The 24131-nt window shown below is 66.1% G+C and carries 19 protein-coding genes; 13 read left to right on the forward strand and 6 right to left on the reverse strand.

The window, feature by feature from the left end; translation table 11 throughout:
• Window positions 1–29: 29 nt before the first annotated feature.
• From AC1Q6E_RS25425 to AC1Q6E_RS25450, 6 genes are all read left to right on the forward strand, one after another.
• A complete protein-coding gene (locus AC1Q6E_RS25425) occupies window positions 30–968 on the forward strand; it encodes an ABC transporter permease (protein ID WP_492573800.1) in 939 nt (312 codons plus the stop codon).
• A gap of 9 nt (window positions 969–977) precedes the next feature.
• Window positions 978–1934: an ABC transporter ATP-binding protein gene (locus AC1Q6E_RS25430; RefSeq protein ID WP_152792839.1), complete on the forward strand. Its 957-nt coding sequence runs from the start codon at window positions 978–980 to the stop codon at window positions 1932–1934.
• A gap of 2 nt (window positions 1935–1936) precedes the next feature.
• Window positions 1937–2956 carry an oligopeptide/dipeptide ABC transporter ATP-binding protein gene (locus tag AC1Q6E_RS25435; RefSeq protein ID WP_152792838.1) on the forward strand — a complete coding sequence of 340 codons (1020 nt, stop codon included), beginning with the start codon at window positions 1937–1939 and terminating at the stop codon, window positions 2954–2956.
• On the forward strand, window positions 2953–3816 hold the full coding sequence (locus tag AC1Q6E_RS25440; RefSeq protein WP_152792837.1) for an N-formylglutamate amidohydrolase: 864 nt from the start codon (window positions 2953–2955) through the stop codon (window positions 3814–3816). Before AC1Q6E_RS25435 ends, AC1Q6E_RS25440 begins: the two co-directional genes overlap by 4 nt.
• Window positions 3817–3915: 99 nt before the next feature.
• Entirely contained in the window at window positions 3916–4776 is an 861-nt protein-coding gene (locus AC1Q6E_RS25445) for a serine hydrolase (protein WP_152792836.1), read from the forward strand.
• Between the two features lie 11 nt (window positions 4777–4787).
• Window positions 4788–6182, forward strand: coding sequence for a CapA family protein (locus AC1Q6E_RS25450; protein ID WP_152792835.1), 1395 nt, complete (start codon window positions 4788–4790; stop codon window positions 6180–6182).
• Between the two features lie 93 nt (window positions 6183–6275).
• Here AC1Q6E_RS25450 and AC1Q6E_RS25455 read toward each other — a convergent pair whose 3' ends face one another.
• The 3 genes from AC1Q6E_RS25455 to AC1Q6E_RS25465 form a co-directional block, all read right to left on the reverse strand.
• Complete coding sequence (locus AC1Q6E_RS25455) at window positions 6276–6800, reverse strand: CesT family type III secretion system chaperone (RefSeq protein WP_492573782.1); 525 nt, start codon at window positions 6798–6800, stop codon at window positions 6276–6278.
• A gap of 53 nt (window positions 6801–6853) precedes the next feature.
• Entirely contained in the window at window positions 6854–7981 is a 1128-nt protein-coding gene (locus AC1Q6E_RS25460; protein WP_492573783.1) for an aspartate/glutamate racemase family protein, read from the reverse strand.
• Window positions 7982–8084: 103 nt separating this feature from the next.
• On the reverse strand, window positions 8085–9992 hold the full coding sequence (locus AC1Q6E_RS25465) for a hypothetical protein (protein ID WP_492573784.1): 1908 nt from the start codon (window positions 9990–9992) through the stop codon (window positions 8085–8087).
• Window positions 9993–10306: 314 nt separating this feature from the next.
• Here AC1Q6E_RS25465 and AC1Q6E_RS25470 point away from each other — a divergent pair, with 314 nt between their 5' ends.
• The 3 genes from AC1Q6E_RS25470 to AC1Q6E_RS25480 are packed head-to-tail and all read left to right on the forward strand — an operon-like array spanning window position 10307 to window position 14250.
• Complete coding sequence (locus AC1Q6E_RS25470) at window positions 10307–10786, forward strand: CesT family type III secretion system chaperone (protein ID WP_152792832.1); 480 nt, start codon at window positions 10307–10309, stop codon at window positions 10784–10786.
• 17 nt (window positions 10787–10803) lie between these two features.
• Entirely contained in the window at window positions 10804–13035 is a 2232-nt protein-coding gene (locus AC1Q6E_RS25475) for a hypothetical protein (protein ID WP_152792831.1), read from the forward strand.
• 12 nt (window positions 13036–13047) lie between these two features.
• Window positions 13048–14250 (forward strand): leucine-rich repeat domain-containing protein, encoded by a 1203-nt coding sequence (locus AC1Q6E_RS25480; RefSeq protein ID WP_152792830.1) that lies wholly within the window; start codon window positions 13048–13050, stop codon window positions 14248–14250.
• Between the two features lie 19 nt (window positions 14251–14269).
• On the opposite strand, the gene AC1Q6E_RS25485 is transcribed toward AC1Q6E_RS25480, so the two are convergent.
• Window positions 14270–16117 (reverse strand): hypothetical protein, encoded by a 1848-nt coding sequence (locus AC1Q6E_RS25485; protein ID WP_492573785.1) that lies wholly within the window; start codon window positions 16115–16117, stop codon window positions 14270–14272.
• Window positions 16118–16414: 297 nt separating this feature from the next.
• Between AC1Q6E_RS25485 and AC1Q6E_RS25490 the strand changes: the two genes are divergently transcribed.
• Window positions 16415–18553, forward strand: coding sequence for a hypothetical protein (locus AC1Q6E_RS25490; RefSeq protein ID WP_492573786.1), 2139 nt, complete (start codon window positions 16415–16417; stop codon window positions 18551–18553).
• Between the two features lie 63 nt (window positions 18554–18616).
• Here the strand turns inward: AC1Q6E_RS25490 and AC1Q6E_RS25495 are convergent, their stop codons facing one another.
• Both AC1Q6E_RS25495 and AC1Q6E_RS25500 read right to left on the reverse strand, forming a co-directional pair.
• Window positions 18617–18979: a hypothetical protein gene (locus tag AC1Q6E_RS25495; RefSeq protein ID WP_152792827.1), complete on the reverse strand. Its 363-nt coding sequence runs from the start codon at window positions 18977–18979 to the stop codon at window positions 18617–18619.
• Between the two features lie 56 nt (window positions 18980–19035).
• A complete protein-coding gene (locus tag AC1Q6E_RS25500) occupies window positions 19036–19641 on the reverse strand; it encodes a hypothetical protein (RefSeq protein WP_492573787.1) in 606 nt (201 codons plus the stop codon).
• A 252-nt stretch (window positions 19642–19893) separates the two neighbouring features.
• On the opposite strand from AC1Q6E_RS25500, the gene AC1Q6E_RS25505 reads away from it, so the two are divergent.
• From AC1Q6E_RS25505 to AC1Q6E_RS25515, 3 genes are all read left to right on the forward strand, one after another.
• Window positions 19894–22299 carry a 3-hydroxyacyl-CoA dehydrogenase NAD-binding domain-containing protein gene (locus AC1Q6E_RS25505; RefSeq protein WP_492573788.1) on the forward strand — a complete coding sequence of 802 codons (2406 nt, stop codon included), beginning with the start codon at window positions 19894–19896 and terminating at the stop codon, window positions 22297–22299.
• A 147-nt stretch (window positions 22300–22446) separates the two neighbouring features.
• Complete coding sequence (locus AC1Q6E_RS25510; protein WP_296556012.1) at window positions 22447–23646, forward strand: acetyl-CoA C-acyltransferase; 1200 nt, start codon at window positions 22447–22449, stop codon at window positions 23644–23646.
• Window positions 23647–23705: 59 nt separating this feature from the next.
• On the forward strand, window positions 23706–24122 hold the full coding sequence (locus AC1Q6E_RS25515; protein ID WP_152792823.1) for a putative signal transducing protein: 417 nt from the start codon (window positions 23706–23708) through the stop codon (window positions 24120–24122).
• Window positions 24123–24131 lie beyond the last annotated feature (9 nt).

Below are 24131 nucleotides of genomic sequence, written 5' to 3' on the forward strand. Positions count from 1 at the left end.
GGGGCGGGCTACACCGCCGGACCAAGATGATGATGAATGATATCGACGCCAAAGCCATCCCGCCGGAGCGGGGGGAGCCGCCACTGGCGGCGCCCGAGCATCCGATGCGCCTGTTGGCGCGCCGCTATCTGAAAAGCCGGGTCGGAACGGGCGCGGCGATCCTGCTGCTGCTGATCACCCTGATCGCGATATTCGCTCCCGTGATCGCGCCCCAGGATCCCTACGACCTGACGAAAGTGTCGATCATGGAGGCCGAGCGCCGGCCCGGGGAGTCCAGCGCCGATGGTCGGACGCTCTATCTGCTGGGGACGGACGGCGCCGGCCGCGACATGTTGAGCGCCATTTTCTACGGCCTGCGCATCAGCCTGGGCATAGGCGTGATCAGCGCGCTGGCCGCGCTCGGGATCGGCACCTTCATGGGGCTGCTGGCCGCCCACTTCGGTGGCAGGGTCGACGCCGTCATCATGCGGGTGGTCGACGTGCAGCTCAGCCTGCCGACCATCCTGGTGGCACTGATCCTGCTGGCGGTGCTCGGCCAGGGGGTGGACAAGACCCTGATGGCACTGGTGCTGGTCCAATGGGCGATCTTCGCGCGCAACGTCCGTGGCGCCGCCCTGGTCGAGCGGGGCAAGGAATACATCGAGGCGGCGCTTGGCCAGGGGCTGCCGGCGCGGCGGATCATGTTCCGCCACGTGCTGCCGAACTGCATGGCGCCGCTCATCGTGACCACCACCAACCAGATGGCCAATGCCATCACGCTCGAGGCCACCATGAGCTTCCTCGGCATCGGCCTGCCGCAAACCCAGCCGTCGCTGGGGCTGCTCATCTCCAACGGTTTTGACTACATGCTCTCCAACCAGTACTGGATCAGTGTCTTTCCCGGCGTCGCGCTGGTGCTGCTGGTCGTCTCGGTCAGCCTGGTCGGAGATCGCCTGCGTGTGGCGCTCAACCCCAAGCTCGATTCCTGAGGCGACATCATGGCACTGCTGGAAGTAAACGACCTGGTCACCGAGTTCCACACCGAAGAAGGCGTGGCCCGGGCTCTCGACAACGTCTCGTTCACGCTGGAGCGCGGCAAGGTGCTGGGCATCGTGGGCGAGTCCGGTTCTGGAAAGTCGGTGACGGCGTTCTCGCTGATGAACCTGATCGACCCGCCGGGCAAGGTGGCGGGTGGGCAGATCCTGTTCGATGGCGAAGAGTTGCGCGGCGCCTCGGCGCGGCGATGGAGCGAACTGCGTGGCACGCGCATGGCGATGGTGTTCCAGGATCCCATGATGTCGCTGAACCCGGTCATGAAGATCGGTTCGCAACTGGCTGAAACCGTCGCCATCCATACGAAGGCGACGCGTGCCGACATCGATGAAAGGGTGTACCAGGCCCTGAAGCGCGTGGGCATTCCGGCGCCGCGCGAACGCATGAAGTCCTACCCGCACGAGCTTTCGGGCGGGATGAGGCAGCGCGTGGCGATCGCAAACGCCATCATCAACAATCCGGACCTCATCATTGCCGACGAGCCCACGACCGCGCTGGACGTCACCATCCAGGCCCAGATCCTGTACGAAATGCAGAACCTGGCGCGCGAGAGCGGTACCGCGCTGATCTGGATCACGCATGACATCAGCGTGGTCAAGGACCTGGCCGACGACCTGTGCGTGATGTATGCCGGGCGCATCATCGAGCGCGGTCCGGTGGACGAGGTGATCGCCGACCCGCAGCACCCGTACACCCGGGGGTTGATCGATTCGCTGCCGCATGCCGAGAACCATGGCCGGCGCCTGTACTCGATCCCCGGGGCGACGCCCCCCTTGCTGGCGTTGCCGGCGGGCTGCTCGTTCGCGCCTCGCTGCTCGCGGGCCGGACGCATATGCAATCAGATACCGCCGGTCGTCACGGACGGCCGCCGGGACCATCGATGTTTTCATCCCCTGGGCTGATCATGACTACCATGCTGCAAACCACCCATCTCAGCAAGAGCTTCAGTTACAAGCAAGGCAGCTTGTCGCGCGTGGCGGGAAAACTGGGGCTGCCGGCGAAGGAACAGCAGAAGGTTCACGCGGTGAGCGATGTCTCGCTCAGCGTGAAGAGTGGAGAGGTCCTGGGCCTGGTCGGCGAGTCGGGCTGTGGGAAGTCGACCGTGGGAAGGATGATCGCGGGCCTGCTGCCGGCCACCAGCGGCAGCCTGTCGTTCAACGGCCAGGACATGACCCGGCCCACGGTGGACACGCATCTGAACATCCAGATGGTTTTCCAGAACCCTTATGCATCGCTCAATCCGCGCCAGCGCATCGACCGGGTCATCAGCGAGGCGGCCGTCTACCACGGCCTGGTGGAAAAGAAGCAGGCGCCTGCCTTCGTCGCCTCGCTGCTTGCGCAGGTCGGCCTCGATCCGAGCTACGCCAGCCGCTATCCGCACCAGTTCTCGGGGGGGCAGCGGCAGCGTATCGCGATCGCCCGCGCCCTGGCCCTCGATCCGAAGTTCGTGGTCTGCGACGAGGCCGTGTCGGCCCTGGACGTGTCGGTGCAGGCACAGATCCTCAATCTGTTCATGGATCTGCGCGCGTCCAAGGGGCTGACCTATCTCTTCATCAGCCACAACCTGGCGGTGGTGGAATATATCGCCGACCGTGTCGCCATCATGTACCTGGGCCGCATCGTCGAGCTGGCGGATACGCGCTCCGTGTTCAGCCGTCCCAATCATCCCTATACCCAGGCCCTCATCGCCGATGCGCCGCGCCTGAACGCCAAGGTCGTCGAGCACCGTCCCATCCAGGGCGAACTGCCGAGTCCGCTCCATCCTCCCACGGGCTGCGCCTTTCATCCGCGCTGTCCACGCGCCATGGCGCGCTGCTCCAGCGAGCGGCCGGCGCTGGTGGAGCTGGAGGACGGACACTGGTCCGCGTGTCATCTCAACGATGCGGTCAATTCCCACCCACTCACGTTTCAAGAAATGCAATGATCAGGTCCACCAATCGGGTCTATGCGCTGACCCGGCCCAGTCTCATGGACAGCCTGCTTCCCATCGTGGTCGACTCCCCGCACAGCGGCACGGCCTATCCCCCCAACAGCGGCATCGTCGCGCCTTTGCAAGCGCTCAAGACCACCTGGGACGCCTTCATCGAGGAACTGTGGGATGCGGCACCCCAACTGGGCGTGCCGCTGCTGGCGGCGCAGTTCCCGCGCGCCTACATCGATCCCAACCGGGCGCCCGACGATATCGACGACAGCCTCCTTGACGAGCCCTGGCCCACGCCGCTGTCGCCTTCCGCCGCGTGCCGCCGCGGAATGGGGCTGATCCGGCTCAATGCCCTGCCGGGCGTACCCATGTATGCGGGCAGGCTGGGCGCACGGGAGATCCGGCACCGCCTGGAGCAGTATTATCTGCCGTATCACGGGGTGCTCAAGGCCAGGCTCGATGCGGCCCATGCGCGGTTCGGCCGGGTCTGGCACATCGATTGCCATTCGATGAAATCGGTGGGCAACGCGATGAACGTCGACGACGGGGCGGCGCGGCCGGATATCGTCGTGAGCGATCGCAACGGCGCCGCGGCCGCGCCGGAATTCACCGAATGGGTCGCGGCGCGTTTCGTGTCCAAGGGATACCGCGTGCAGGTCAACACGCCCTACCAGGGCGGCTACATCATCGCCAACTACGGCGCGCCGGAGCAGGGGCGCCACAGTGTGCAGGTCGAGATCAACCGCCGGGTCTACATGGACGAGCAGGCCTTCGAGAAGACCGAAGGGTTCGACGTGCTGCGGCGCGATATCGGCGCGTTCCTGGAAGAGCTGGCGACGTATGTGACGGAACGGCTGGACTAGGGCCCATGCCTTGGGCGCGGGCGGGGATGTCGCGTGGACAGGCCCTGGCACCGGCGCGGGTGGACCCGTAGAACGATCCGATTGTGATAGGAATGTCGAATGAAAGCACTTGTGGTGCGTTTGAACGCCATCTGCGATGAGCAGCCGTATGCCACCTCCTGGTACGTGAAGAACCTGGTCACGGGCGAAGAGGCCGACCGCGGCGGGCATGTCGCCTTCCCCACGGGCAGCACCCGCAAGGTCGCGATCATGATGGCGGTGTTGCGCGAGGTGAACCGCGGCAGGCTGGACCTGAGCGAGCCCATCTTGTATGAGGAGCGCCTGCGCGAGGGCGTGGTTTCCGGGACGTTCAAGTTCTTGACGCCGGGCTTCACCATTACGCTGCGCGATGCCCTGGTGCAGATGATCATCGTCAGCGACAACGTGTGCACGCGCATGGTGATGGAGCGTATCGGCCTGGACGAGGTCAATGATTTCTGCCATGCGCTCGGCATGCAGGACACGGTGCATCGGACCTCGGTGCCACGGCCGGACATGCGCGCCGACCACCGGCTCGACGAAGTCACCGTCACCAGCGCCTGCGACCAGGGCCTGTTGTACGATCTGATCCTGCAGGGCAGCACGGATCCGGCGGTGGCACGCAGGATGGGCTGCTCCGTGGAGCAGTGCGCATTCGCCATCGACGTGCTGAGCTGGCAGAAGCTGCGGACCAAGATCGCTTCGCTGCTGCCGGCCGATGCCAAGGTGGCCCACAAGGGCGGGACCGGCAAGCGCGGGCGCATGGATGGCGGCATCGTGTTCCGCGACGGCCATCCTTTGTTCATCATTACCGGCTATACCGATCAGGTGCCAGTGACCATGCCCGACGGCATGCCCGGGTATGTCTCGGCATTCAATACGCTGGGCAGGCTGGCGCGTGCCTGCTGGGATGGCATCCCCGGCGCGCCGGCCCAGGATTGAGGAAAGTGCGAATGACGCAGGAAGAACATGCCACGGGGGCGCTGCCGCACGAGGAAGGGGCCTTGGCGCCGTCCTGGATGTCGGCCAACGTGCGCGACGGATTCACGGTGGCGGCGGTCGGCGACCTGATCCTGTCCGATGCGCTGTGCGCGCGCCTGGAGCAGGCCGCGCCCGACCTGCTTGCCTTGATCCGGGGCGCCGATGTCGCGTTCGGCAATTTCGAGGGTACCGCCATCGACTTGCGCAAGTTCGGCGGCTATCCATCGGCGCTGTCCGGCGGCTCCTGGCTGGTCAGCGCGCCGGCGGTCCCGGCCGATCTCGGGAAAATGGGCTTCGGTCTGGTCAGCCTGGCGAACAACCATTCCACCGATTGGGGCGTGGAAGGCATGCGCTACACGTCCATGCTGTTCGAGCGGGCCGGGGTGGTCCACGCTGGCACGGGCGAGTCGCTATCGCAGGCGCGCGCACCGTCTTTCCTCGCCACGGGGGCGGGACGGGTGTCGCTGGTGGCGCTGGCGTCGCGCTTCGAGGCCAACGCGCGCGCCATCGACCCGCTGGGGCAGATCCCCGGCCGTCCCGGCCTGAATGCCTTGCGCACCACGCGGTTCGTGCTGGTGTCGCCGGAGCGCCTCAAGGTGCTGGCGGGTATCCGCGATGCGCTGCCCAAGGGCATGATGCGCCGGTCCATCCTGGAGGCGGACCGCAAGAACGGCACCGTCACGCTGTTCGACGTGAAGTACCGCGCCCGTGACGGGCTGGGCGAGGACGCGGTCGAGTTCACCTTCAGCATGGATGAACGGGACCGCAAGGGAATCCTGCACAATATCCGGCAGGCCAAGCAGACCTCGGATTTCTCGATCGTCTCCATGCACACCCACGAGCCGGGCAACTATTGCCAGACGCCGCCGGACTTCATGCCGACGATCGCCCGGCAGGCCATCGACAACGGCGCGGATGCCTTCATCGGGCACGGTCCGCACCAATTGCGCGGCATCGAGATCTACCGGGGGCGGCCGATCTACTATTCGCTCGGCAATTTCTTCTTCATGGAGAACCAGCAGCAGCCGATCACGCGCGACGAGTACGAGAAGGACAAGGTCGAGCCCATGTCCATGACCGAGGCAGAGTTCATGGAGCACCGCCGCGTGCATGGCGTGTTCAAGGAACAGATCTGGTACGAAAGCGTGGTAGCGGTGAACCACTATCGCGGCAAGGGCGAACTCGCCCGGGTCGAGCTGCATCCCATCGAGATGCACTGGGCAGGCGCGCGGGATGCGGACCGCGGCATTCCGCGTCTGGCCCGGGGGGAAGACGCCCTGCGCATTCTGGAGCGCCTGCAGCGATTGTCCCGCGCCTATGGCACCGAGATCGTCATCCGGGATGAGGTCGGGCATATTGCCCTGTAAGGCCTCTTTCCGGCGCTGGGCATCGTCGCCATGAAAAGCCGTCCGGCCCCAGGCTGGACGGCTTTTTTCATGGGCGCGTGAACCGACCGGTTCCTAGGCATCGAAGTCCGGATCCGATTCCAACGGCGCGCTGCCGAACTGGCGCTGCATGAGATTGCCGGCCTGCAAGGCCCTGGCGCGCAGGGGGGGGGTTTGCAGGAACTGCGATTTGGTCCAGGCCTGCGCCATGCTGGCCAGGCGCGCCAGCGCGTTGCGCAGGGATCGGGCGTCGAGCGCTTCCAGCGGATAGTTGTTGGCGAACACGACGCGCCCCGTCAGCGGGGATACCGTGTACATGGGGCCGTTGGCCGAGTACATCACCATGTTGGCCTCGAGCAGCGCGCGATAGGCTTCGGCTTCGCGTCCTTCTTCCACCTCGCCGAAATCGCAGTACACCAGCACCGTATGCGGACTGATCTCGGCGTTGTGGCTGAGGGAAAGCGCCACGTCGTTCACGGCCAGCGGACCGCCTTTGATGATGCTGTCGGCTTCGCCTTCGATGCCGCACAGCTTGCAGAAGGCATGGATCAGCGTTTCGTACTTCTGTTTGAAAGCGTGGTTTGTGTCAGGGGAGGTCATTTTTCTTCCTTGCTGGTGTATGGGCCGGCCACGCGGCCGGCCGCCGTTCGGGGCTACGAGAACTTGCGTTCGAGTCTCGCCAGGACCATGGAAAGGCGGACGGCGGTTTCGGCCAGTGCGGTGGCGGCATCGACCTGGGGCACCGGATAGGTGATGTCTCCAATGGCGGGATGGACTTCGGTACAGCCGTCGACGAAGGCATGGACGCCATCTTTGATGAGTTCCAGGACGACTTCGTTGAGCAGGGCTGCGCCCAGCGGCATGTCGCCGGCCTTGACGCCATCGTAGATCCCCCGCATGGCCTTGTCCTGGGTGCCGGGCGTCGGATGGCGCCAGGTGATCTTGGGGCCGCCGAATTTCTCCATGCGTTCGCCCGCGGCCTGGTACAGCCTGCTGTCGACGGTGCCGGTGGTGGCGATCAGGCCGATTTGCGGATTCTCGGGCAGTTCGTCCTTGGCTTGCTGCAGCGACAGCACGGTGGCTTCGGCGATATGCAGCATGGGCAGCTTGACGTGCTCCGCGAGGAGGTCGAACCAGGCGTGGAAGGTGTTGCAGGGAAACATGATGACGTGCGCGCCCGCGTTCTTGAGCGCCATGCAGACATGCAGCGCGCCCCAGAAGGGATTCTCGGCGACGTCCTTGAGCAGGTGCTCGCGCACGGCCTGGGGGTCGTCGGGATCGCCCTTGAAGGATTTGATGTAGGCGGTGCGGTCCTGGATCATGTGGCCCAGGTTGAAGCTGATGACGCCCATGTGGTCCTGGTCGGTCACCTGCCGGCCGGTTTGCGCGGCCAATTCATTGAGCTTGCGTTCGCCGGCCTCGAAGAGCTTCTTCTGGAGGTCGACGGTGGCCAGGGGACCCATCCCGCCGGCGACCCCCACGGGGGCGAAATAGCGCAGCTTGGGCAGCGGCGCCTTGTGGTCGGGAATGCCGGACGTGGTGACGCGGGCGCGGGCGGCGCTGTCGGCGCTGACCGAACTGCCCAGGGTCGCGGTTCGTTCCAGTGATTCGGACAGGGCGGGGTAGACATGGGTGGTGTCGAATTGCAGTGTCGGACCCCAGGGAACGGACGGGACTTGCTTGTCGATCCGCGTGGGGGCCGGGGTCTGCATCGCATCTTCCAGTGCCCGCGCCATGTCGGCGGGACTGAAGTCGGTGCTGAGACGAGGGCTGTGTGGCATGTTCATTGCCTTTTCGATACGTGTTGCTTGAAAAAACGCCACCGTTTCCAAGACGGCGGCGTTCCTGTCGATCATCGATGCGTGGGAGCCGCGGGCATCCGGATCATTTCTTGTCGAGAATGGTCTCGGCCTGGTCGATGTTTTCCAGGGTGTGCGCGACATAGCCGGTTGCCCATTTCAGCAGCGGCGCGATGTCATCCTCGGTCAGGTTCAGCAGTTTCAGCGTTTCGGGATCGGACAGCGGTTTCATGAAGTTGTCGGCGGACAGGCCGGTTGCCAGGACCTGTGCCGATACGCTGGCAAAACTCTTGGAGAAATCCCCGCTCTCGCCTTCGCGCAGTTTCGAGCCGCCGTCGATCTTGATGATGGCGCCGTGGGTGGCCTTGAGCAGGCGTTGTTCCGGATCCGTGACGTCGGCCAGGACGGGGATGCGCAGTTCGTACTTCATCGTATGCAGCGGATGGCCGGGCTGGTCGATACGCGCCGCGGTCAGGTATTCCGAGATGGTGTAGGGCAGGCCGCCGCGATCGCCGTACGTGCCCTTGACCTGGGCCAGCGATTCTTCGATCTCGGCAAGGATCTTCGCCGGGTCAGCCAGTTCCGGCATGTCGAAAGCGCGGATGCCGTCGCCGTGCCCGGTGCCGTGCGGCTTGATGATCGCGCGCTTGCCTTCCTTGAGCAGGTCCAGGACCTTCGTGTGGATCTCCTCGACACTGTGCGCTTGTTCGTTGACGATGGGGCGGGAGAACTGCGGAAACTCCGCGGCAACTTCCGGCTGCTTGTTGTATTGGTTGGCGAAGGCGTAGGCATGGCCTTTCGACGCGGCCGGCAAGTAGGAAGCGTTGCTGGCGATGAACTGGTCGGTGTCGAGCTTCTTGCCCTGCGCTTCGTTCAGGGAGTTGATGTTCAGTATCAGGCGGTCGTTGTTGATGACGTTGACCTTGCGGCCGTTCAGGTAGGGAGCGCCGTCATCGCCGATCTGGATGGCCTTGGCCAGTTGCGCGGTGTAGCCGACGACGATGGCGGGCTCCTTGGGATTGTTCCAGTCGCCTTGCTCCGACAGGATCTTGTTCAGATTGGCAATGCCGTCCTTGTCGCGGCCCGGCTTTTCCTTGGCCACGCTGTTCTCGATGACGACCTCGCCCTTGTCATTGCGCTCCAGGGCATCGGCGTCGAAGCTGTCCAGGCCGATGATCCGGGCGCCGCCGCTCGGCGCGCCGGGAGAGGCGCCGCCGTTCTCGGTCATGGCCTCGGCCAGCTGGCCTTCAAGGTGATGTTGGCGGATGGCCGTATCGATGGCGTTGGCGATCATCAGCTTTTCATGGATCTTCTTGCTTTGCCCGAATGCCGGCGGATCTTCCCGGCCGGAGCAGGCGACGACGAACAATGCATTGGGTTCGCTTTCGAGCACGTGGGCGACGTCGCCCATCGCCTTCATGGTCTTGTCCAGCATGCCGGCTTCCATCGTGGTGATGTTGCCGTAGCCGGAGCCGTTCATCTCCAGGATGGTGGCGGCGAACTTCTTCGTCTTGGGATCGACGTAAGGCATGATGTCCAGCGGGGCCACGCCGAACTCGCCGCGCTTGACGTTGGCCGGCATGGGGCGGGCCGAGAGGTCGGCCAGGCGCGCGACCGCCGCCGAGTCCTGTTTTTCCTGGGTGGACAGGTTGTTCTCCAGCTTGACGTCCTTGACCATGTCGGCCACGCCGTAGCCGGCCATGATGTGGCTGAATCCGGCTTGAAGGCGCTGCCGCAGCAGGTTGTAGTTGCTTTCCGCGAGTTCGGCGCTGCGGCCGGTGATACCACGCAGGATCTTGTTCAGCACGCTCATGTCGCGCAGCTCGCCGGCGCGTGTGTTGGCGCTGCTGCCCATGCGCGGAGTGCCGCCGGTGGTGGTGGGGGCCGGCGCGGTTCGCTGGCCTTGCCGGGCGACCTGCGTGTTGGCGGCGTCATGCAGTGCTGCCGCCAGGGCGTCGGTGGAGAGGGAGGTGCTCAGGGGAGGGGTGGTCATGTCAAAAACCTTGAATGCTTTTCGGTTGTCTGGAGGGCCGGATGGGTCGACAGGAGCGGGCCACACCTGCGCGTCATGAGAAAAATCGCGTCGTGGCGTGTCGCATCGCTGTAGCCGGCGGGGGGTACTGCGCGGATGCCGAGGTAGCTCGTCATCCGCTCCCATGAGTAGGACGAAATCGGCAGCCGGTTCCGTCGGGCCGTGGAACCAAGCCCTACCTGCCATCACTTACCGATGTGGGTGGCGACAGCCGTTGCCGCCTTGAGATGCCCGCCCGCGTTCCGCGGGCCCAACTCGATCGGACCCCTACGCACATGAACGCATTCAACCGACCCGAGGGTCAGACCTTCACGACGCTTTTGCAGGAGTTGGCGGTTCTTTCAGGGGTGACGACGCCGCTGGGGCCGCGCGACAACGCGCAGCTCGACGTGGAGGGCATAGGCTTCACCGTGATCGAGGGAGTCGAGCCCGATCAGGGAACGCTGGTGTACTTCTGCGATTTCGGCGCGGTTCCGGAAACCACTCAGCGCGCCGATATTCTCCAGCGGCTGCTGGAGGCCAATCTTCTGATGTGCGGCACGGGCGCGCCCACTTTCGCCGTCAACTTCGAAACTTCGCGCGTCGTGCTCATGGGCCGTGCCCATCTGGCGGAAATCGACGCGCAGCGTCTGCTCAATGCATTCGCGCAGTACGCGAACCAGGCCAGGTCCTGGCAGCAGACTTATTTCCTCGAAGGACAGAACAAGCCTTCGGGCAACCAACAACATCGCCTGCGCGTGCCGCTGGCGAACTAGGACAGCAGGAACGTGACATGACTCACATCAATCATCCCACTCCATCGAGTGCCGCACCGACGGCCGGGGAACCGGTTGCGGATCCGTCTTCTTCTGGAGCGGCGCAGCGGTCGGTGCGCCTGTCGTCGACCCCGCCCAGCCCCGCGTTGCGCGCGGCGGCCCAGGCGGGGCGCGGCGAGGCCGCGTCGCTGGAGCTGCAGGCAATGCGCGGCAGCGGGGAGGCCGGCGCGGCGGAGCCGACGGTCCCGGAAGTCGATACCAGGCTGACGACGATTCTGCAGACGTACCAGCGCACGGAGAAGCATCGCACGATCGACGATGGCGCGGTGCTGGCGTTCGTCCAGGAACAGCAGCGCCAACTGGCCAGGCCGGAGGACAAGCGCGACTGGACCCAGGCGCGGCGGTTATACCTCGCCATCCATGGCGTCGACGACGCGAAGATCAAGCAGATCGAGGGTGGCCGTTTTTCAGGAGGCTGGATCGGGTCGGGCAGCCTCTATTCCGTGGCCGGGCACCTGATGGCCTTTGCCTCCGCGGTGCCGTCGCTCTACACACTGACCGTCTCCAAGGACCGGCTGCGGGAAAGTCCGGTCCACTACGCCGCCGTTTCGCTGGGCGCGCAGGCCGCGATTTCGCTGGCCACGCCGTTCGTCAATTCGGCCCTGCAGATCGTGCTGGTGGCGCGCCAGGAGCTCATGCGCGCGGCGGGCCAGTCGGCGCGCTCGGCGGAAATGAAGGCACCCGGCTACCCGAAGACCGAGGCGGCGGCGAGGGAGTTGGCGAAGAAGCTGGTGGCCTCCAACGAAAAAATGGAGGCGCACGAACGGGCGCTCAGGACGCTCGCGCCCGGCAGCGCCGAATGGAGCGAGCGCGTGGCACAGATCGAGTCGGACGGCGCCGAGGCGACGGAGCTGCTTGGACAGGCGGCCACGGTGGACCGGCAGTTCCATGTCCGCAAGGATGTGATCGACCTGAACTACGCCCTGCGCCAGTCCCACGCGCGCGCGCTGCGGGTGGCGGTCACGCTGGCCGCGCAGGTCAGCGCGGTGGCCACGCACAATGTGCATGTCGGCGGCTACATCCAGGTGGGCGGCACGCTGGGGGTGATGGCGATCCAGCAGTTCCTGGCGGCTCCCGCGGACCAGTTCGACAAGCAGAACCGGACGTTGATGGCGACCCTGGCGACGACACGCCTGCTCAAGGCCGAGGCGCGGGACAAGCCCGCCGATGCGCTGGGGATCGAGGACCTGGGCGATCTGCGCGATCTGAAGGGCCAATGGAAGGGGCCGGTCTCGGTGTCGCTGGGGCAGTTCAAGGAAAGCCTGGAGCTGGAGCGCGCCTATGCCGAGCAGGAACTGGGCGATATGCTGAAGATGGATGTGACGGGGTTCCGCCGCATGCAGGCCCTGCAGGAGAAGCAGGATGCGGGCACCGCGCTTTCCCCGGCGGAAACGCAAGAGCATGCCCGGTTGCGGGGCAGCGCGCGCCAGATCGGTCCCGGCGACGGCGAGGCGTATGAAGCCCTGGTCGCCGCGCGCGAGCGCCTCGACATGGCGTGCCAGGAGCTTGCGTGTATCAAGAACGACGACTGGCTGGCGTTGTCGACCGACAGCAAGCGGCTCCTGCTCGATGCCGTCAGCAATGACAAGCCCTGGCTGCTCAGCCTGCGCACGGCCTGGGTGCGCCTGCGGATGCCGGCCGACATCATTTCGCAGGTCGCGCAGCGGTTCGGCTCGCAGTTCGCCATGGTGGTGGGCGGCAGCAACATGCCGTTGATCGTGATGGGGCTGATGCGTTATCTGAACGAACGCAGCAAGGCGGCAGGCGACGGTCAGGCGGTGCCGGACACGGGGCGCTATGTGGCCGCGACCTTGCTGGCGGTGCTGGGCGCGCTGGGGGCCTATGGATCCGGCGGACCCGCGGTCAACAAGAAGATCTCGCAGCGTGCCGAACTGCGCAAATCGATTCCCCGGGTGGGTTTCCAGCTTGGAGAGACCGCCACCGCATTGAAATCGATCGGCACGGCCATGTTCGCGTTGCCGGCGTCGGTATGGGAGCGGCGGGCGGTCCAATCCGGGGTGTCGGCAAGCAATGCCAGGGCCAAGGAGTTGCGCGAGGCGCTCGACAGCGTGACCAACTATATCTCTGAGAACGAGTCCGCCATCGCCAGGGAGGTCGAGCAGACGGACGAGGCGGATCGCGACGCGGCGCGGCGGGGTCCCGACCTGGGCCGTCTCGCCTTGTCGTAGCGGGAGTGACTCATGACGTTTCCCATTGCTTCGCTACCGACAGAAGTCGCCGGCCTTGTCTATCAGCATCTGATCGACGTAAAACAACCCGGTCCGGCGGACGGGCCGGCGCCGCGCTCCCCTGCCGCGGATCCGCAGTGGCAGGTGCGGCAGGCGGCCGCGGCCCGAGGGCGATTCATCCAGGTGTGCCGGGTTTTCCTCGAGCTTGACAAAGCCATCCTGCCGGCGCCGCACAACAAGGAACTGGGGCGCTACGTGACGAAAGAAACCATCGGGCATCTTTCCACCCAACCCTTTGATGCGTTCACAAAGGGGGTGGGCCGGCTGCTCGAGAACCATGTCGATATCGACGTGGATTTTTCGAGCTTGCAGGAAGCCCAGGTTGCCATGGTGCTGTACTCGCTGCACAGCGCGGGGAGCGCGCCGGGCAGGGCGTTCCATTCCTTCCGGTTCGAAGCCGACCTGGACGCCATGCCCATGGAGTCGGTGGTCGCCATCAATCGGGCGATCAGCGAGCTCAAGGGTATGGCGCGGTGCCGGAATGCCTCGTTCGCCTTCAAGTGCTCCAGTTCCGACCCGGACCGTGCCGATCCGCCGGATCTACCGCTGCTGCCCAACTTGACGCAGGTCGATCTGTCCGGTTGCTCGCGCATGGAGGGCCGGCTGGACGTGTCGCAGAACAGGGAACTGAGGCAGCTCGGATTGGCCGGCTGCTTTGCGTTGACGGAGCTGTCGGATCTTGCGGGAAATACCCGGCTGGAGGTCGTCACGCTCGAGTCGTGCGCTGCCTTGGCGAGCAACCTGGATCTTTCCCGGTGCCCGAATCTGGAGGTTCTCGACTTGAGAGTCTGCGGGGCGCTGACCGGCTTGTCGGATCCTGCCGCGAATCCGAAGTTGAGAGATCTCCGTCTGGCGGCGTGCCCGGCGTTCAATGGCATCTGGGATCTGTCGAAAAATCCGGAGCTGGTGACGCTCAATCTATCCTGCTGGGAGGGCGCAAGGGGCTTCCTGGATGTTTCGCGGAACCCGAAGTTGCAGGAACTCTGGTTGGCCGAGTGCCCGGGCGTGACGGGGCTGTCGGATCTTTCGAGCAACCCGGCGCTGAGGGATGTCAGCCTGGAGGATTGCACCGGGCTGGCGAATCGACGCCAGATCGCGGAGGATCTGGGCTCGCAGTGGCCGCACGCCAGCCCGCCGCCGACCGTTCGAGTGTGAAGGTCGGCGGCGCCGGGGATCAGGCGGGCGGTTCGTCCTGAACCGCCCCCACCCTGTCGATATTCCGCAGGACGTGCGCGACGTAGCCCACGGTCCATTGCAGCAACGGTATGACATCTTCCTCGGTCAGGCCCAGGAGGGCCAGGGTTTCCGGGTTGGACAGCGGCAGCATGAAGTGTTCCGCTGGCAGCCCGGTATCCAGGACTTGCGCCGACACGCCGGCGAATTTCTTGGAGAAGTTGCCGTCTTCGCCCTCTTTCAGCTGCGAGGACGCGTCGATCTTGATGACCGCGCCGTGGATGGCTTTCAGGAGGCGGTTTTTCGGATCCGTGGTATCGGCCAGGACGGGAAGGCGCAGTTCGTACTTCATCGTATGCATGGGATGGCCAGGCTGGTCGATGCGCCGCGCGGACAGGTATTCGGAAACCGTGTATGGCAGGCCTCCGCGGTCGGCGTATTTACCCTCGACTTCATTCAATGAGCCGCGGATTTCCTCCAGGACCCGCTCGGGATCAGCACGCTCGGGAATGTCGAAAGCCCGTACCCCGTCGCAATGGCCGGTGCCGCGTGGCTTGATGATCACACGAATGCCTTGTTCGAGCAGCGCCATGACTTTCTCGTGGAGTTCCTCGATGCTGTGCGCCTGCTGGTTGATGATAGGGCGCGCGCATTGCGGGAATTTTCCGGCGATGTCCGGGCGTGCGTTGTATTCGTTGGCAAAGGCGTAGGCATCGGATTTCGACGCGGCGGGCACGTAGCTGACATTGCTCGCCAGGAAGGTGCCGAGGTCGAGTTTCTTCCCGCTTTTTTCGCCGAGTGCGTCGATGTTCTGGATCAGGCGGTCATTGTTGATGACGTTGACCTTGCGGCCATTCAGGCAAGGCGTGCCGTTGGCGTCGATGTCGATCGCCTGGGCCAGCTGCCCGGTATAGCCGACGACGATGGTGGGTTTGCCGGGGGCATGCCAGTCGCCCAGTCCATCCAGCGCCTGGTACAGGTTGGCGATGCCGTCCTTGTCGCGTCCCGGTTTTTCCTTCGCGATGCCGCGTTCGACGATGGCTTGCCCCGTGCTGTCGCGTTCCAGCGCATCGGCGTCGAAACTGTCGAGGCCGACGATCTGCGCGTCGGCACCCTGGCGCATCCTGATCGCTTCGTTCATGGCTTGCGCGATCATCAGCTTTTCATGGATTTTCTTGCTTTGCGGAAACGCGGGCGGATCTTCGCGGCCCGAGCAGGCGATCACGAACAGTGCGTTGGGCGTTTCGTCCAGCACGTGGGCCACGTCGCCCATGGCCGCCATGGCCATTGCCAGCATGTTGGGCGCCATCGTCGTGATGTCGCCGTAGCCGGTGCCATTCATTTCCAGCAGCGTCGCACCGAATTTGAACGTCGGGGAGTCGTACAACATGATGTCCAGCGGGCAGATGCAGAATTCGCCACGGCCGATGTTGGCGGGCATGGGCTCCGTGGCGAGGTTCGCCAGGCGGGTGACCGCCTCGGGGTCCTGGCGGCTTTGGATCTGGAGGTGGTTCTCCAGCTTGACGTCCTTGACCAGGCCGGCAACGCCAGGACCGCTCATGATGTGCAGGAAGTCGGCACCCAGCCGGGTCGTCAGCAGATCGTAGTTCGCCTCCGCCTGCGCGGAGTCGTTGCCCGTCATCGCGTTCAGCGCATTGCGGTGCCTGCCCATGTCCTGCAATTCCTGGGCCCGGGCGCGGCCGGCGCCGGTTTCATGCGGCGTGCCGCGGCTGGCCCTGAGCCAGGCCAATCGGCCGGCGCGGGGGGCGGGAGAGGAAACCGCGCCGTGCAACTGGGGGGCGACATTCTGAAGTTCGGGATTCCCGCCTAGTCTGGGGGAGATGGTCATGTCAACGTACCTTCTTGAATCTTGGTAATGGTTCGGAGGCTGAACGGCGTTCAGCACCCCATCGTGTCTTGTCGCGGTCGCCGGCGGGCGCCGCCCGTCGGCCGCAAGAAATGAGTCGTGGCGCCCCCGCGCGCGGTTCCGGGGTGTCCCTGGCCAAGGCTGTCATGAAAAGTTCATGGAACATCGAATCCCCTTGCACGACCTATTTCGCGATCGCGGCGGCGAAGGGCGCCGCCGCCACCCCATGCCGGCCCGGTCGACGGCGTACCGACGGGCGGCGCAGCAAGGAACACGTGCATGAACCTACACCACACACACGCCTCCCCCGTCATCGCCGATGTGCCCCGGGAGGCCGCCGGACCATCTACCGCCACCGCGCAGTCCCGGCTGGCCGTGCGGATCCTGTCGGTGCCGCCCAGTCCCGTCCTGCTCCAGGCGGCTCGCGGGGAACCGGGTGAGCGCGTATCGCTGGAACTCCATGACATGCGGCGCGGCGAGGAGGTCCTGCCGGGGCCCTCGTCCGCGCCGGCGGCGGATGTCCGGCTGGGGGAGATTCTGCGGACCTACCTGGAGACCGAGAAGAACCGGGTCTTCGATCGCGAGAAATTGCTGGCGTTCGTCAAGGAGCAGCGGATGCAACTGGCCCTGCCGGAGGCCGCGCGCGATTGGACACGTGCGCGCCGCTTGTATCTCGATGTGTTCGGCGTCGACGACCAAGCCATGAAGCGGGTCGTCGGCGGCCATTTCTCGGGCGGCTGGGTGGGGTCGGGCAGCTTGTATGCCTTGACCGGGCATCTCATGACCCTGGCGTCGCTGGTGCCGTCGATCTACATGATGACGGTATCCGCGGACCGGCTCGCCGCGGCGCCGGTCAGCCATGCCAGGGCCAATCTTGGCGCCCAGGCGTCGATCCTGCTGGCGACGCCGTTCGTCAATTCGGCCTTGTACATCGTGCTGGCTGCGCGCCAGGAGCTCATGCGCGCCATCGGCCAGTCCGGGCGATGCGCGGAAATGGATGCACCGGCCTACGAGACGACCCGCGGCGACATCGAGGCGTTGATGCCGAGGATGGAGGCGTCCACCGAGACCATGCTGGCGCACCAGCGCGAACTCCGGCGGCTCGAACCGGGCGGCGCCGAGTGGTGCGCGCGCAAGGCGCGCATGGAGCGCGACGGGGACGAGGCGCTCGCCCTGGTGGGGCAGTTCGCCGAATTGGACAACCGGTTCCAGGTCCGCAAGGGCGTGATCAATCTGAACTACACCAGCCAGCAGCGCCAGGCGTTCACGCGCGCCTTGCGCGTCATGGTGAATCTGGCCGCCCAGGTTGGCGCGGTGGCCGCGCACAGTCCCCCGGTGGGCTACTACGTGCAGGTGGGCGGTACGCTGGCCGCGATGGGGCTGCATCAGTTCTGGGCGGCTCCGGAGGACCAGCGCCGCAAGCAGGACGATACGCTGATGGCCACGATCGCGACGACCCGGTTGCTGAAGGAAGCGGCGCGCGACAAGCCGGTCGACGCACTGCGGACCGATGACCTGGGAAGCCTGGACGACCTGCCCAGGCAGTGGAAAGGGCCGATCTCGGTCGCGCTGGGCCAGTTCAAGGAAAGCCTGGAGCTGGAACGCGCCTACGCGGAGCAGACGTTGGCGGACATCCTGGAGATGGACGTCACGGGATTCCGGCGCTTGCAGGCCCTGAGGGAAAAGCAGGAGTCGGAAGAGGCGCTGTCATCCCAGGAACAGGAAGAGCTTGCCAGCCTGCGGGGGAGCGCGAGGCGGATCGGCCCGGGCGACGGCCAGGCCTATGAGTCGCTGAGCGCCGCCGGCGAACGCCTCGATATGGCGCGCCATGAGCTGGCGTGTATCAAGGAGGACGACTGGCTGGCGCTGTCGCCGGACAGCAAACGGCTCCTGCTCGATGCGGTTGGCAACGATCGGCCGTGGCTGCTCAGCCTGCGGACCGCGTGGGTGCGGATGCGGGTACCCGCCGAGGTGATCCCGCATATCGCGCAGCGCGTCGGTTCGCAGTTCGCCATGCTGGTGGGCGGGGGCAGCACGCCATTGGTCGTATCGGCGTTGATTCGCTACCTGAACGCGGTCAACGCCGAAGCCGGCAAGGAGCCGATGGTGGCACCCCAGGCGCGCTACTGGACCGGCGCGGGGCTGGCGGTCATCGGCCTGTTCGGCGCGTTCTCGGCCGGGGCCGCGACCAACACCAAGATCTGGCAGCGGGCCGGGATGCGGAAGGCGCCGTCGCGGGTGGGATTCCAGCTCGGCCAGACGACGGCCGCGCTGAAGGCGATCGGCCAGGCCATGGTGTCGTTGCCGTCGGCGGTATGGCAGCGCGGGGCGGTCGAGTACCGGGTGCGACGGGGCGGCGCGCTGGCTGGCAGGCTGCGCGATGCGTGCGACGGTGCGAGGCGGCTGGCGGCCGAGTAGCCGGGCCGGGCATCGTCCGCGGGCTCCCTTGGCATGGGAGCCTCCTTTTAGCGGGAACAGGCCCTAGACGCACTTGAAGTGGAGATCGGCCTCGTAGTCGTCGTTCGCGTCGAGCCAGGGAAACGGCGGTGTGTTGACGTAGGTGGCCAATCCGGCCGCCAGGTCGCGCCGTTCGGCGGTTCTCAGGGGAGGGCCGCGAAAGCGGGTATCGGCACGGATCACCGCATGGCGAAGCTGGCGTTCGAGGCAGGTGGATTCGGCCAGCCGCAGCGAGCCGCGCAAGGCTTGCGTTTCATTCGCGGCAACCGCGAGGCCACGGTAGCTGCCGTCTTCGAGGGGCATCAGGTTGAGGCTGGCGGGGGGCGTCGTGCAGGCGGCCAACAGCAAAAGAGGGAGGGAAAGGACGCAGGCATTCTTGTGGCGCATGGCAGGTTCCTGGCGCAGAGAGTGGTTGGGAGTCGTCCGCTCGGAAGCGGGCCGTGTCAGCGTGCCCAGAGGCAATAGTCGCGAAATTTCGAGATGCGCTGGAGTTCGGTGCGGCCCAGGTTGCTCAGGTCCCAGCCAAAGCCCATGGTTTTCAAGGAGGCGGGCTGAACATCCTTCCCGTTTTCCAGGGCGTGCTGAAGATATTTCAGTGCCGCCACCGCATAGTCCCGACGAACGTCGAAAGTCAAGGCGTCTCCTTTGTCCTTGCTCTTCCTTTTGGTCGTCGCGTGGAGATTTTCCGCCCACTCGATCACGAAATCGACGGTGCTGGTCAAGTAACAGATTTCCCATCCTCTTTTCTTCTCGCGGCTTTCGAGCCTTGCCAGGATGTAGCTTCTGAAATCGGAGCCTGCCGTCTCGTCCTGGCGCGCGCGGGAGGCTTCGGGGCGGGCTGTTTCATCCGTCGATTGCCGTTCCAGGCCGTGCTCGAACCGGTTTCTGTCCAGGGCGGCCTGTTGCCGGACGAGGCCGATTTCACGGATGGTCCGCGTCTTGGCATATTGACTGGCGGCTTTGCCGGCATTCTTGCGCGAGTCGTAGATCTGGTCGGGCAGGTTGCTGGCGATATAGCCGGTTTCGGTCGAGGTAACGGTTATTCCCATCGTGTTTCCCAAGAAGGCGTCCTTGCGGGACGGGCGAAAGTCGTTCGCCTCGCATGAGTGGCCGCCAGGAGGCGAAGAGTTCTCATCGTCGTGGGGAGGGCCGTGTGGCGGTAGACTATCTGGTGTGACGGGCCACCCAGTGCGCGAGGGGCTGCCGCAAGCCGAGTGTTCTGAAGCCGTCCATGCGCCGTTGCCGCGCATGTTCCCGTAGATTGGACCGGCCATGCCGGTCCGCTTACCGCCAGGAAGACCATGTCGAATTTCATCGTCCGCAAAGTCGCCGTGCTGGGAGCCGGCGTCATGGGCGCCCAGATCGCCGCCCACTGCGTCAACGCCAAGGTGCCGGTGGTGCTGTTCGATCTGCCCGCCAAGGAAGGTCCCAAGAACGGCATCGTCCTGAAGGCCATCGACAATCTGCGCAAGCTCAGCCCCGCCCCGCTGGCCGTGCCGGAACTGGCCGGGCTGATCGAGCCCGCCAATTACGAAGACGACCTGGCCAGGCTGAAGGAATGCGACCTCGTGATCGAGGCCATTGCCGAGCGCATGGACTGGAAGCACGACCTGTACGCGAAGGTCGCGTCGGCGATCGGTCCGCAGGCCATCTTCGCCACCAATACCTCGGGCCTGTCGATCACCGAGCTGTCCAAGGGCATGGCCCCGGCGCTGCTGCCGCGCTTCTGCGGCGTGCACTTCTTCAATCCGCCGCGCTACATGCACCTGGTGGAGCTGATTCCCACCGCCCACACCGAACCCGCCATCCTGGACCGTCTCGAGGCCTTCCTGACCACGGTGCTGGGCAAGGGGGTGGTGCGCGCCAAGGACACGCCCAACTTCATCGGCAACCGGGTGGGGGTGTTCGGCCTGTTGTCCGCGATGATCGAGGCCGAGCGCTTCGGACTGACCTACGACGTGGTGGACGACCTGACGGGCGCCAAGCTGGGCCGCGCCAAATCGGGCACTTTCCGCACCGGCGACGTGGTCGGCCTGGACACGCTGGCGCACGTCATCAAGACCATGGAGGACTATCTGCCCGACGATCCGTTCGCCGCCCACTACGGCACGCCGCCGGTGCTGGCCGGGCTGATCAAGCAGGGCGCGCTGGGGCAGAAGACCGGCGCGGGGTTCTTCCGCAAGCAGGGCAAGGCCATCCTGCGGCTGGATCCGGCCAAGGGCGAGTACGTGCCGGCCGACGGCAAGGCCGACGACGCGGTCGCGCGCATCCTGAAGAACAAGGATGCGGGGCAGCGCCTGCAGGCGCTGCGCGACAGCGAGCATCCGCAAGCCCAGTTCCTGTGGGCCATCCTGCGCGACACTTTCCAGTACATCGCCGTGCACCTGGCCGACATCGCCGGCACCGCGCGTGACGTGGATTTCGCCATGCGCTGGGGCTTCGGCCAGGGCGTGGGTCCGTTCGAGCTGTGGCAACAGGCGGGCTGGCTGAAGGTCGCGGAGTGGGTGCAGGCGGACATCGCGGCCGGCAAGACGTTGTCCAGCGCGCCGCTGCCGGCCTGGGTGACCAGTGGCCCGGTGGCCGAGCGCGGTGGCGTGCACACGCCGGAAGGGTCGTGGAATCCGGCGGCGGGCAGGTTCGAGCCGCGCTCCAGCCTGCCGGTCTATGCGCGCCAGATCTTCCGCGCGCCGCTGGCGGGCGAGGGCATCGTGCCGCTGGCCGCCGGCAAGACGGTTTTCGAGGACGAGGCCGTCCGTCTGTGGACGCTGGACCGCACCGGCCTGGACGACGTGCTGATCGCCTCGTTCAAGACCAAGATGCACACCATCAGCCCCGCCGTGACGCTGGGGCTGCTGCGCGCGGTGGACCTGGCCGAGGAAAGCTACCGCGGGCTGGTGGTCTGGAATCCGGGCGAGCCGTTCTCGGCCGGCGCCGACCTGCAGGCCATCGTGCCGCTGTTCATGAGCGGCGGCGTGCAGGCCGTCGCGCCCGAAGAGGAGCGCCTGCAGCAACTGATGCTGCGGCTGCGCTACGCCCAGGTGCCCACGGTGGCCGCGCTGGCGGGCCTGGCGCTGGGCGGCGGCTGCGAGCTGTCGGTGTATTGCGCGCGCCGCGTGGCGCATGTCGAGACCTACCTGGGCCTGGTCGAGGTGGGCGTGGGCCTGATCCCGGGCGGCGGCGGGCTGACCTACCTGGCCCGGCGCGCGGCGCAGGAGCGGGCGCTGGCGCCCGACATGCCGCTGATGGCCTTCCTGAAGAAATACGCCTTCCAGGCCGCCACGGCGCAGGTTTCCAAGTCCGCGGTCGAGGCCCGGCGCATGGGCTACCTGCTGGACGACGATCCCATCGTCTTCAACGTGCACGAGGTGCTGTACGCCGCCATCCGCGAGGCGCAGTCGCTGCACGATACGGGCTGGCGCGCGCCGTGGAAGGAGCCTTTCGCGGCCGCCGGCAGCGAGGGCATCGCCATGCTGAGCGCGCAACTGGTGAACATGCGCGACGGCGGTTTCATCTCGGACTACGACTACCGCCTGGGCCATGCCATCGCCGAGATCCTGTGCGGCGGCGAAATCGAGGCGGGATCGCTGGTGGACGAACAGTGGATCATGGCGCTGGAACGCCAGACGTTCATGTCGCTGCTGGGCGAACCCAAGACCCAGGAGCGCCTGATGGGCATGATGCAGACCGGGAAACCTGTGAGGAATTGATGTGGCCCCCCCCTACGCGCTGACGCGCGCCCCCCAGGGGGCGATGCGGGTGGACCGGCGGAGCCGGATCCACCGCATCCTGGGTGGGGCGGGAATCTGGAATAGTGGGGGCGCCATTGCGCTACCAATGAATTGAAGGAGATGGGGATGTCACGTCAGGTTCAGGATGCGTATGTCGTTGCCGCGTCGCGGACGCCGATCGGGAAGGCGCCGCGGGGGGCGTTGCGGACGGTGCGGCCGGATGATTTGTTGATCCATGCGCTGCGCGCGGCGCTGGCGCAGGTGCCGGGGCTGGATCCGCGGCGGATCCAGGATGCGATCATCGGCTGCGCCATGCCCGAGGGCGCGCAGGGGATGAACGTGGCCAGGATTTCCACCCTGCTGGCCGGCCTGCCGCAAAGCGTGGGCGCGGTCACGGTGAACCGTTTCTGCGCCTCGGGGCTGACCGCCATCGCGATGGCCGCCGACCGGATCCGGGTGGGCGAGGCCGATGTGATGATCGCCGGCGGCGCCGAGTCGATGAGCATGGTGCCGATGATGGGCGTCAATCCGTCGCTCAACCCGCGGGTGTTCGAGGGCGACGAGAATATCGGCATTGCCTACGGCATGGGCCTGACCGCCGAGAAGGTTGCCGCCCAGTGGAAGGTGTCGCGGGAAGACCAAGACGCGTTCGCGCTGGCCTCGCACCAGAAGGCGCTGGCGGCCCAGCAGGCGGGCGAGTTCAAGGACGAGATCGCGCCCATCGAGGTGGTGACGCGTTTTCCCGACCTGGGGGCGGAGAAGGTGGCGGTGCGCAAGCGCACGATGTCGCTGGACGAAGGGCCGCGCGCCGATACCAGCGCCGAGGCGCTGGGCCGCCTGCGGCCGGTGTTCGCCGCCAAGGGCAGCGTGACCGCGGGCAACAGTTCCCAGACCTCGGACGGCGCGGGCGCGCTGGTGCTGGTGTCCGAGAAGGTGCTGAAGGAATTCAACCTGGTGCCGCTGGCGCGTTTCGTGACCGCCACGGTGCGGGGCGTGCCGCCCGAGATCATGGGCATCGGTCCCAAGGAGGCGGTGCCCGCCGCGCTGCGGCAGGCCGGCCTGTCGCTGGCGGATCTCGACTGGATCGAGCTCAACGAGGCATTTGCCGCGCAGTCGCTGGCGGTGATCCGCGACCTGGGCCTGGATCCGTCCAAGGTCAATCCCATGGGCGGCGCGATCGCCCTGGGCCACCCGCTGGGGGCGACCGGCGCGATCCGTGCCTCGACCGTGGTGCATGCGCTGCGGCGCAGGAACCTGAAGTACGGCATGGTCACGATGTGCGTGGGCACGGGCATGGGCGCCGCCGGGATTTTCGAGCGGGTCTGAGGGCCGGGCGCGGCGCTTCCTCCCCGGGGAAGGCCGCGCGGCGACGGGAGGGACGCGGCATGGCAGAGTTCGTCACCCTGGAAGTCCATACCAACCCCTGGGATGCGCACATCACCCGCGGGCTGCTGGAAAGCGAGGGAATCCCGGTGCTGTTGCAGAACGAGCACCAGGTATGGGCCAACTGGCCCTTCTCGCTGGCCCTGGGCGGTGTGCAGGTGCAGGTTCCCGCTTCGTCGCTGCCGCGCGCGCAGGCCGTGCTGGCGCGTCGCAACAGCGGGGAGTATCAACAGGAAGTGTTCGACCAGCCCATCGCCGCGCGGTGCGAGGCCTGCGGCGGCGCGCGGTTCGCGCGCGACGTGAACTGGCCGCAGGTGGCGCTGGCGCTGGTGACGCTATGCTGGAGCAGCGTCATCTTCCCGCCCCGCCGAGGTCCCATGAAGTGCATGGACTGCGGGACGCCGGCCGGCGAAACATAAGCCGGACGC

It is taken from the genome of Pigmentiphaga sp. MLSB6-MA01, from assembly GCF_058793475.1.

Excerpts from the sequence above, each read along its gene's own strand:
- AC1Q6E_RS25515 (WP_152792823.1), top strand. The coding sequence starts at position 23,706 with ATGGCAGAGTTCGTCACCCTGGAAGTCCATACCAACCCCTGGGATGCG.
- AC1Q6E_RS25425 (WP_492573800.1), top strand. The coding sequence starts at position 30 with ATGATGAATGATATCGACGCCAAAGCCATCCCGCCGGAGCGGGGGGAG.
- AC1Q6E_RS25445 (WP_152792836.1), top strand. The coding sequence starts at position 3,916 with ATGAAAGCACTTGTGGTGCGTTTGAACGCCATCTGCGATGAGCAGCCG.
- AC1Q6E_RS25490 (WP_492573786.1), top strand. The coding sequence starts at position 16,415 with ATGAACCTACACCACACACACGCCTCCCCCGTCATCGCCGATGTGCCC.
- AC1Q6E_RS25465 (WP_492573784.1), bottom strand. The coding sequence starts at position 9,992 with ATGACCACCCCTCCCCTGAGCACCTCCCTCTCCACCGACGCCCTGGCG.
- AC1Q6E_RS25485 (WP_492573785.1), bottom strand. The coding sequence starts at position 16,117 with ATGACCATCTCCCCCAGACTAGGCGGGAATCCCGAACTTCAGAATGTC.
- AC1Q6E_RS25505 (WP_492573788.1), top strand. The coding sequence starts at position 19,894 with ATGTCGAATTTCATCGTCCGCAAAGTCGCCGTGCTGGGAGCCGGCGTC.
- AC1Q6E_RS25500 (WP_492573787.1), bottom strand. The coding sequence starts at position 19,641 with ATGGGAATAACCGTTACCTCGACCGAAACCGGCTATATCGCCAGCAAC.
- AC1Q6E_RS25440 (WP_152792837.1), top strand. The coding sequence starts at position 2,953 with ATGATCAGGTCCACCAATCGGGTCTATGCGCTGACCCGGCCCAGTCTC.
- AC1Q6E_RS25435 (WP_152792838.1), top strand. The coding sequence starts at position 1,937 with ATGACTACCATGCTGCAAACCACCCATCTCAGCAAGAGCTTCAGTTAC.
- AC1Q6E_RS25450 (WP_152792835.1), top strand. The coding sequence starts at position 4,788 with ATGACGCAGGAAGAACATGCCACGGGGGCGCTGCCGCACGAGGAAGGG.
- AC1Q6E_RS25470 (WP_152792832.1), top strand. The coding sequence starts at position 10,307 with ATGAACGCATTCAACCGACCCGAGGGTCAGACCTTCACGACGCTTTTG.
- AC1Q6E_RS25475 (WP_152792831.1), top strand. The coding sequence starts at position 10,804 with ATGACTCACATCAATCATCCCACTCCATCGAGTGCCGCACCGACGGCC.
- AC1Q6E_RS25455 (WP_492573782.1), bottom strand. The coding sequence starts at position 6,800 with ATGACCTCCCCTGACACAAACCACGCTTTCAAACAGAAGTACGAAACG.
- AC1Q6E_RS25510 (WP_296556012.1), top strand. The coding sequence starts at position 22,447 with ATGTCACGTCAGGTTCAGGATGCGTATGTCGTTGCCGCGTCGCGGACG.
- AC1Q6E_RS25495 (WP_152792827.1), bottom strand. The coding sequence starts at position 18,979 with ATGCGCCACAAGAATGCCTGCGTCCTTTCCCTCCCTCTTTTGCTGTTG.
- AC1Q6E_RS25460 (WP_492573783.1), bottom strand. The coding sequence starts at position 7,981 with ATGCCACACAGCCCTCGTCTCAGCACCGACTTCAGTCCCGCCGACATG.
- AC1Q6E_RS25480 (WP_152792830.1), top strand. The coding sequence starts at position 13,048 with ATGACGTTTCCCATTGCTTCGCTACCGACAGAAGTCGCCGGCCTTGTC.
- AC1Q6E_RS25430 (WP_152792839.1), top strand. The coding sequence starts at position 978 with ATGGCACTGCTGGAAGTAAACGACCTGGTCACCGAGTTCCACACCGAA.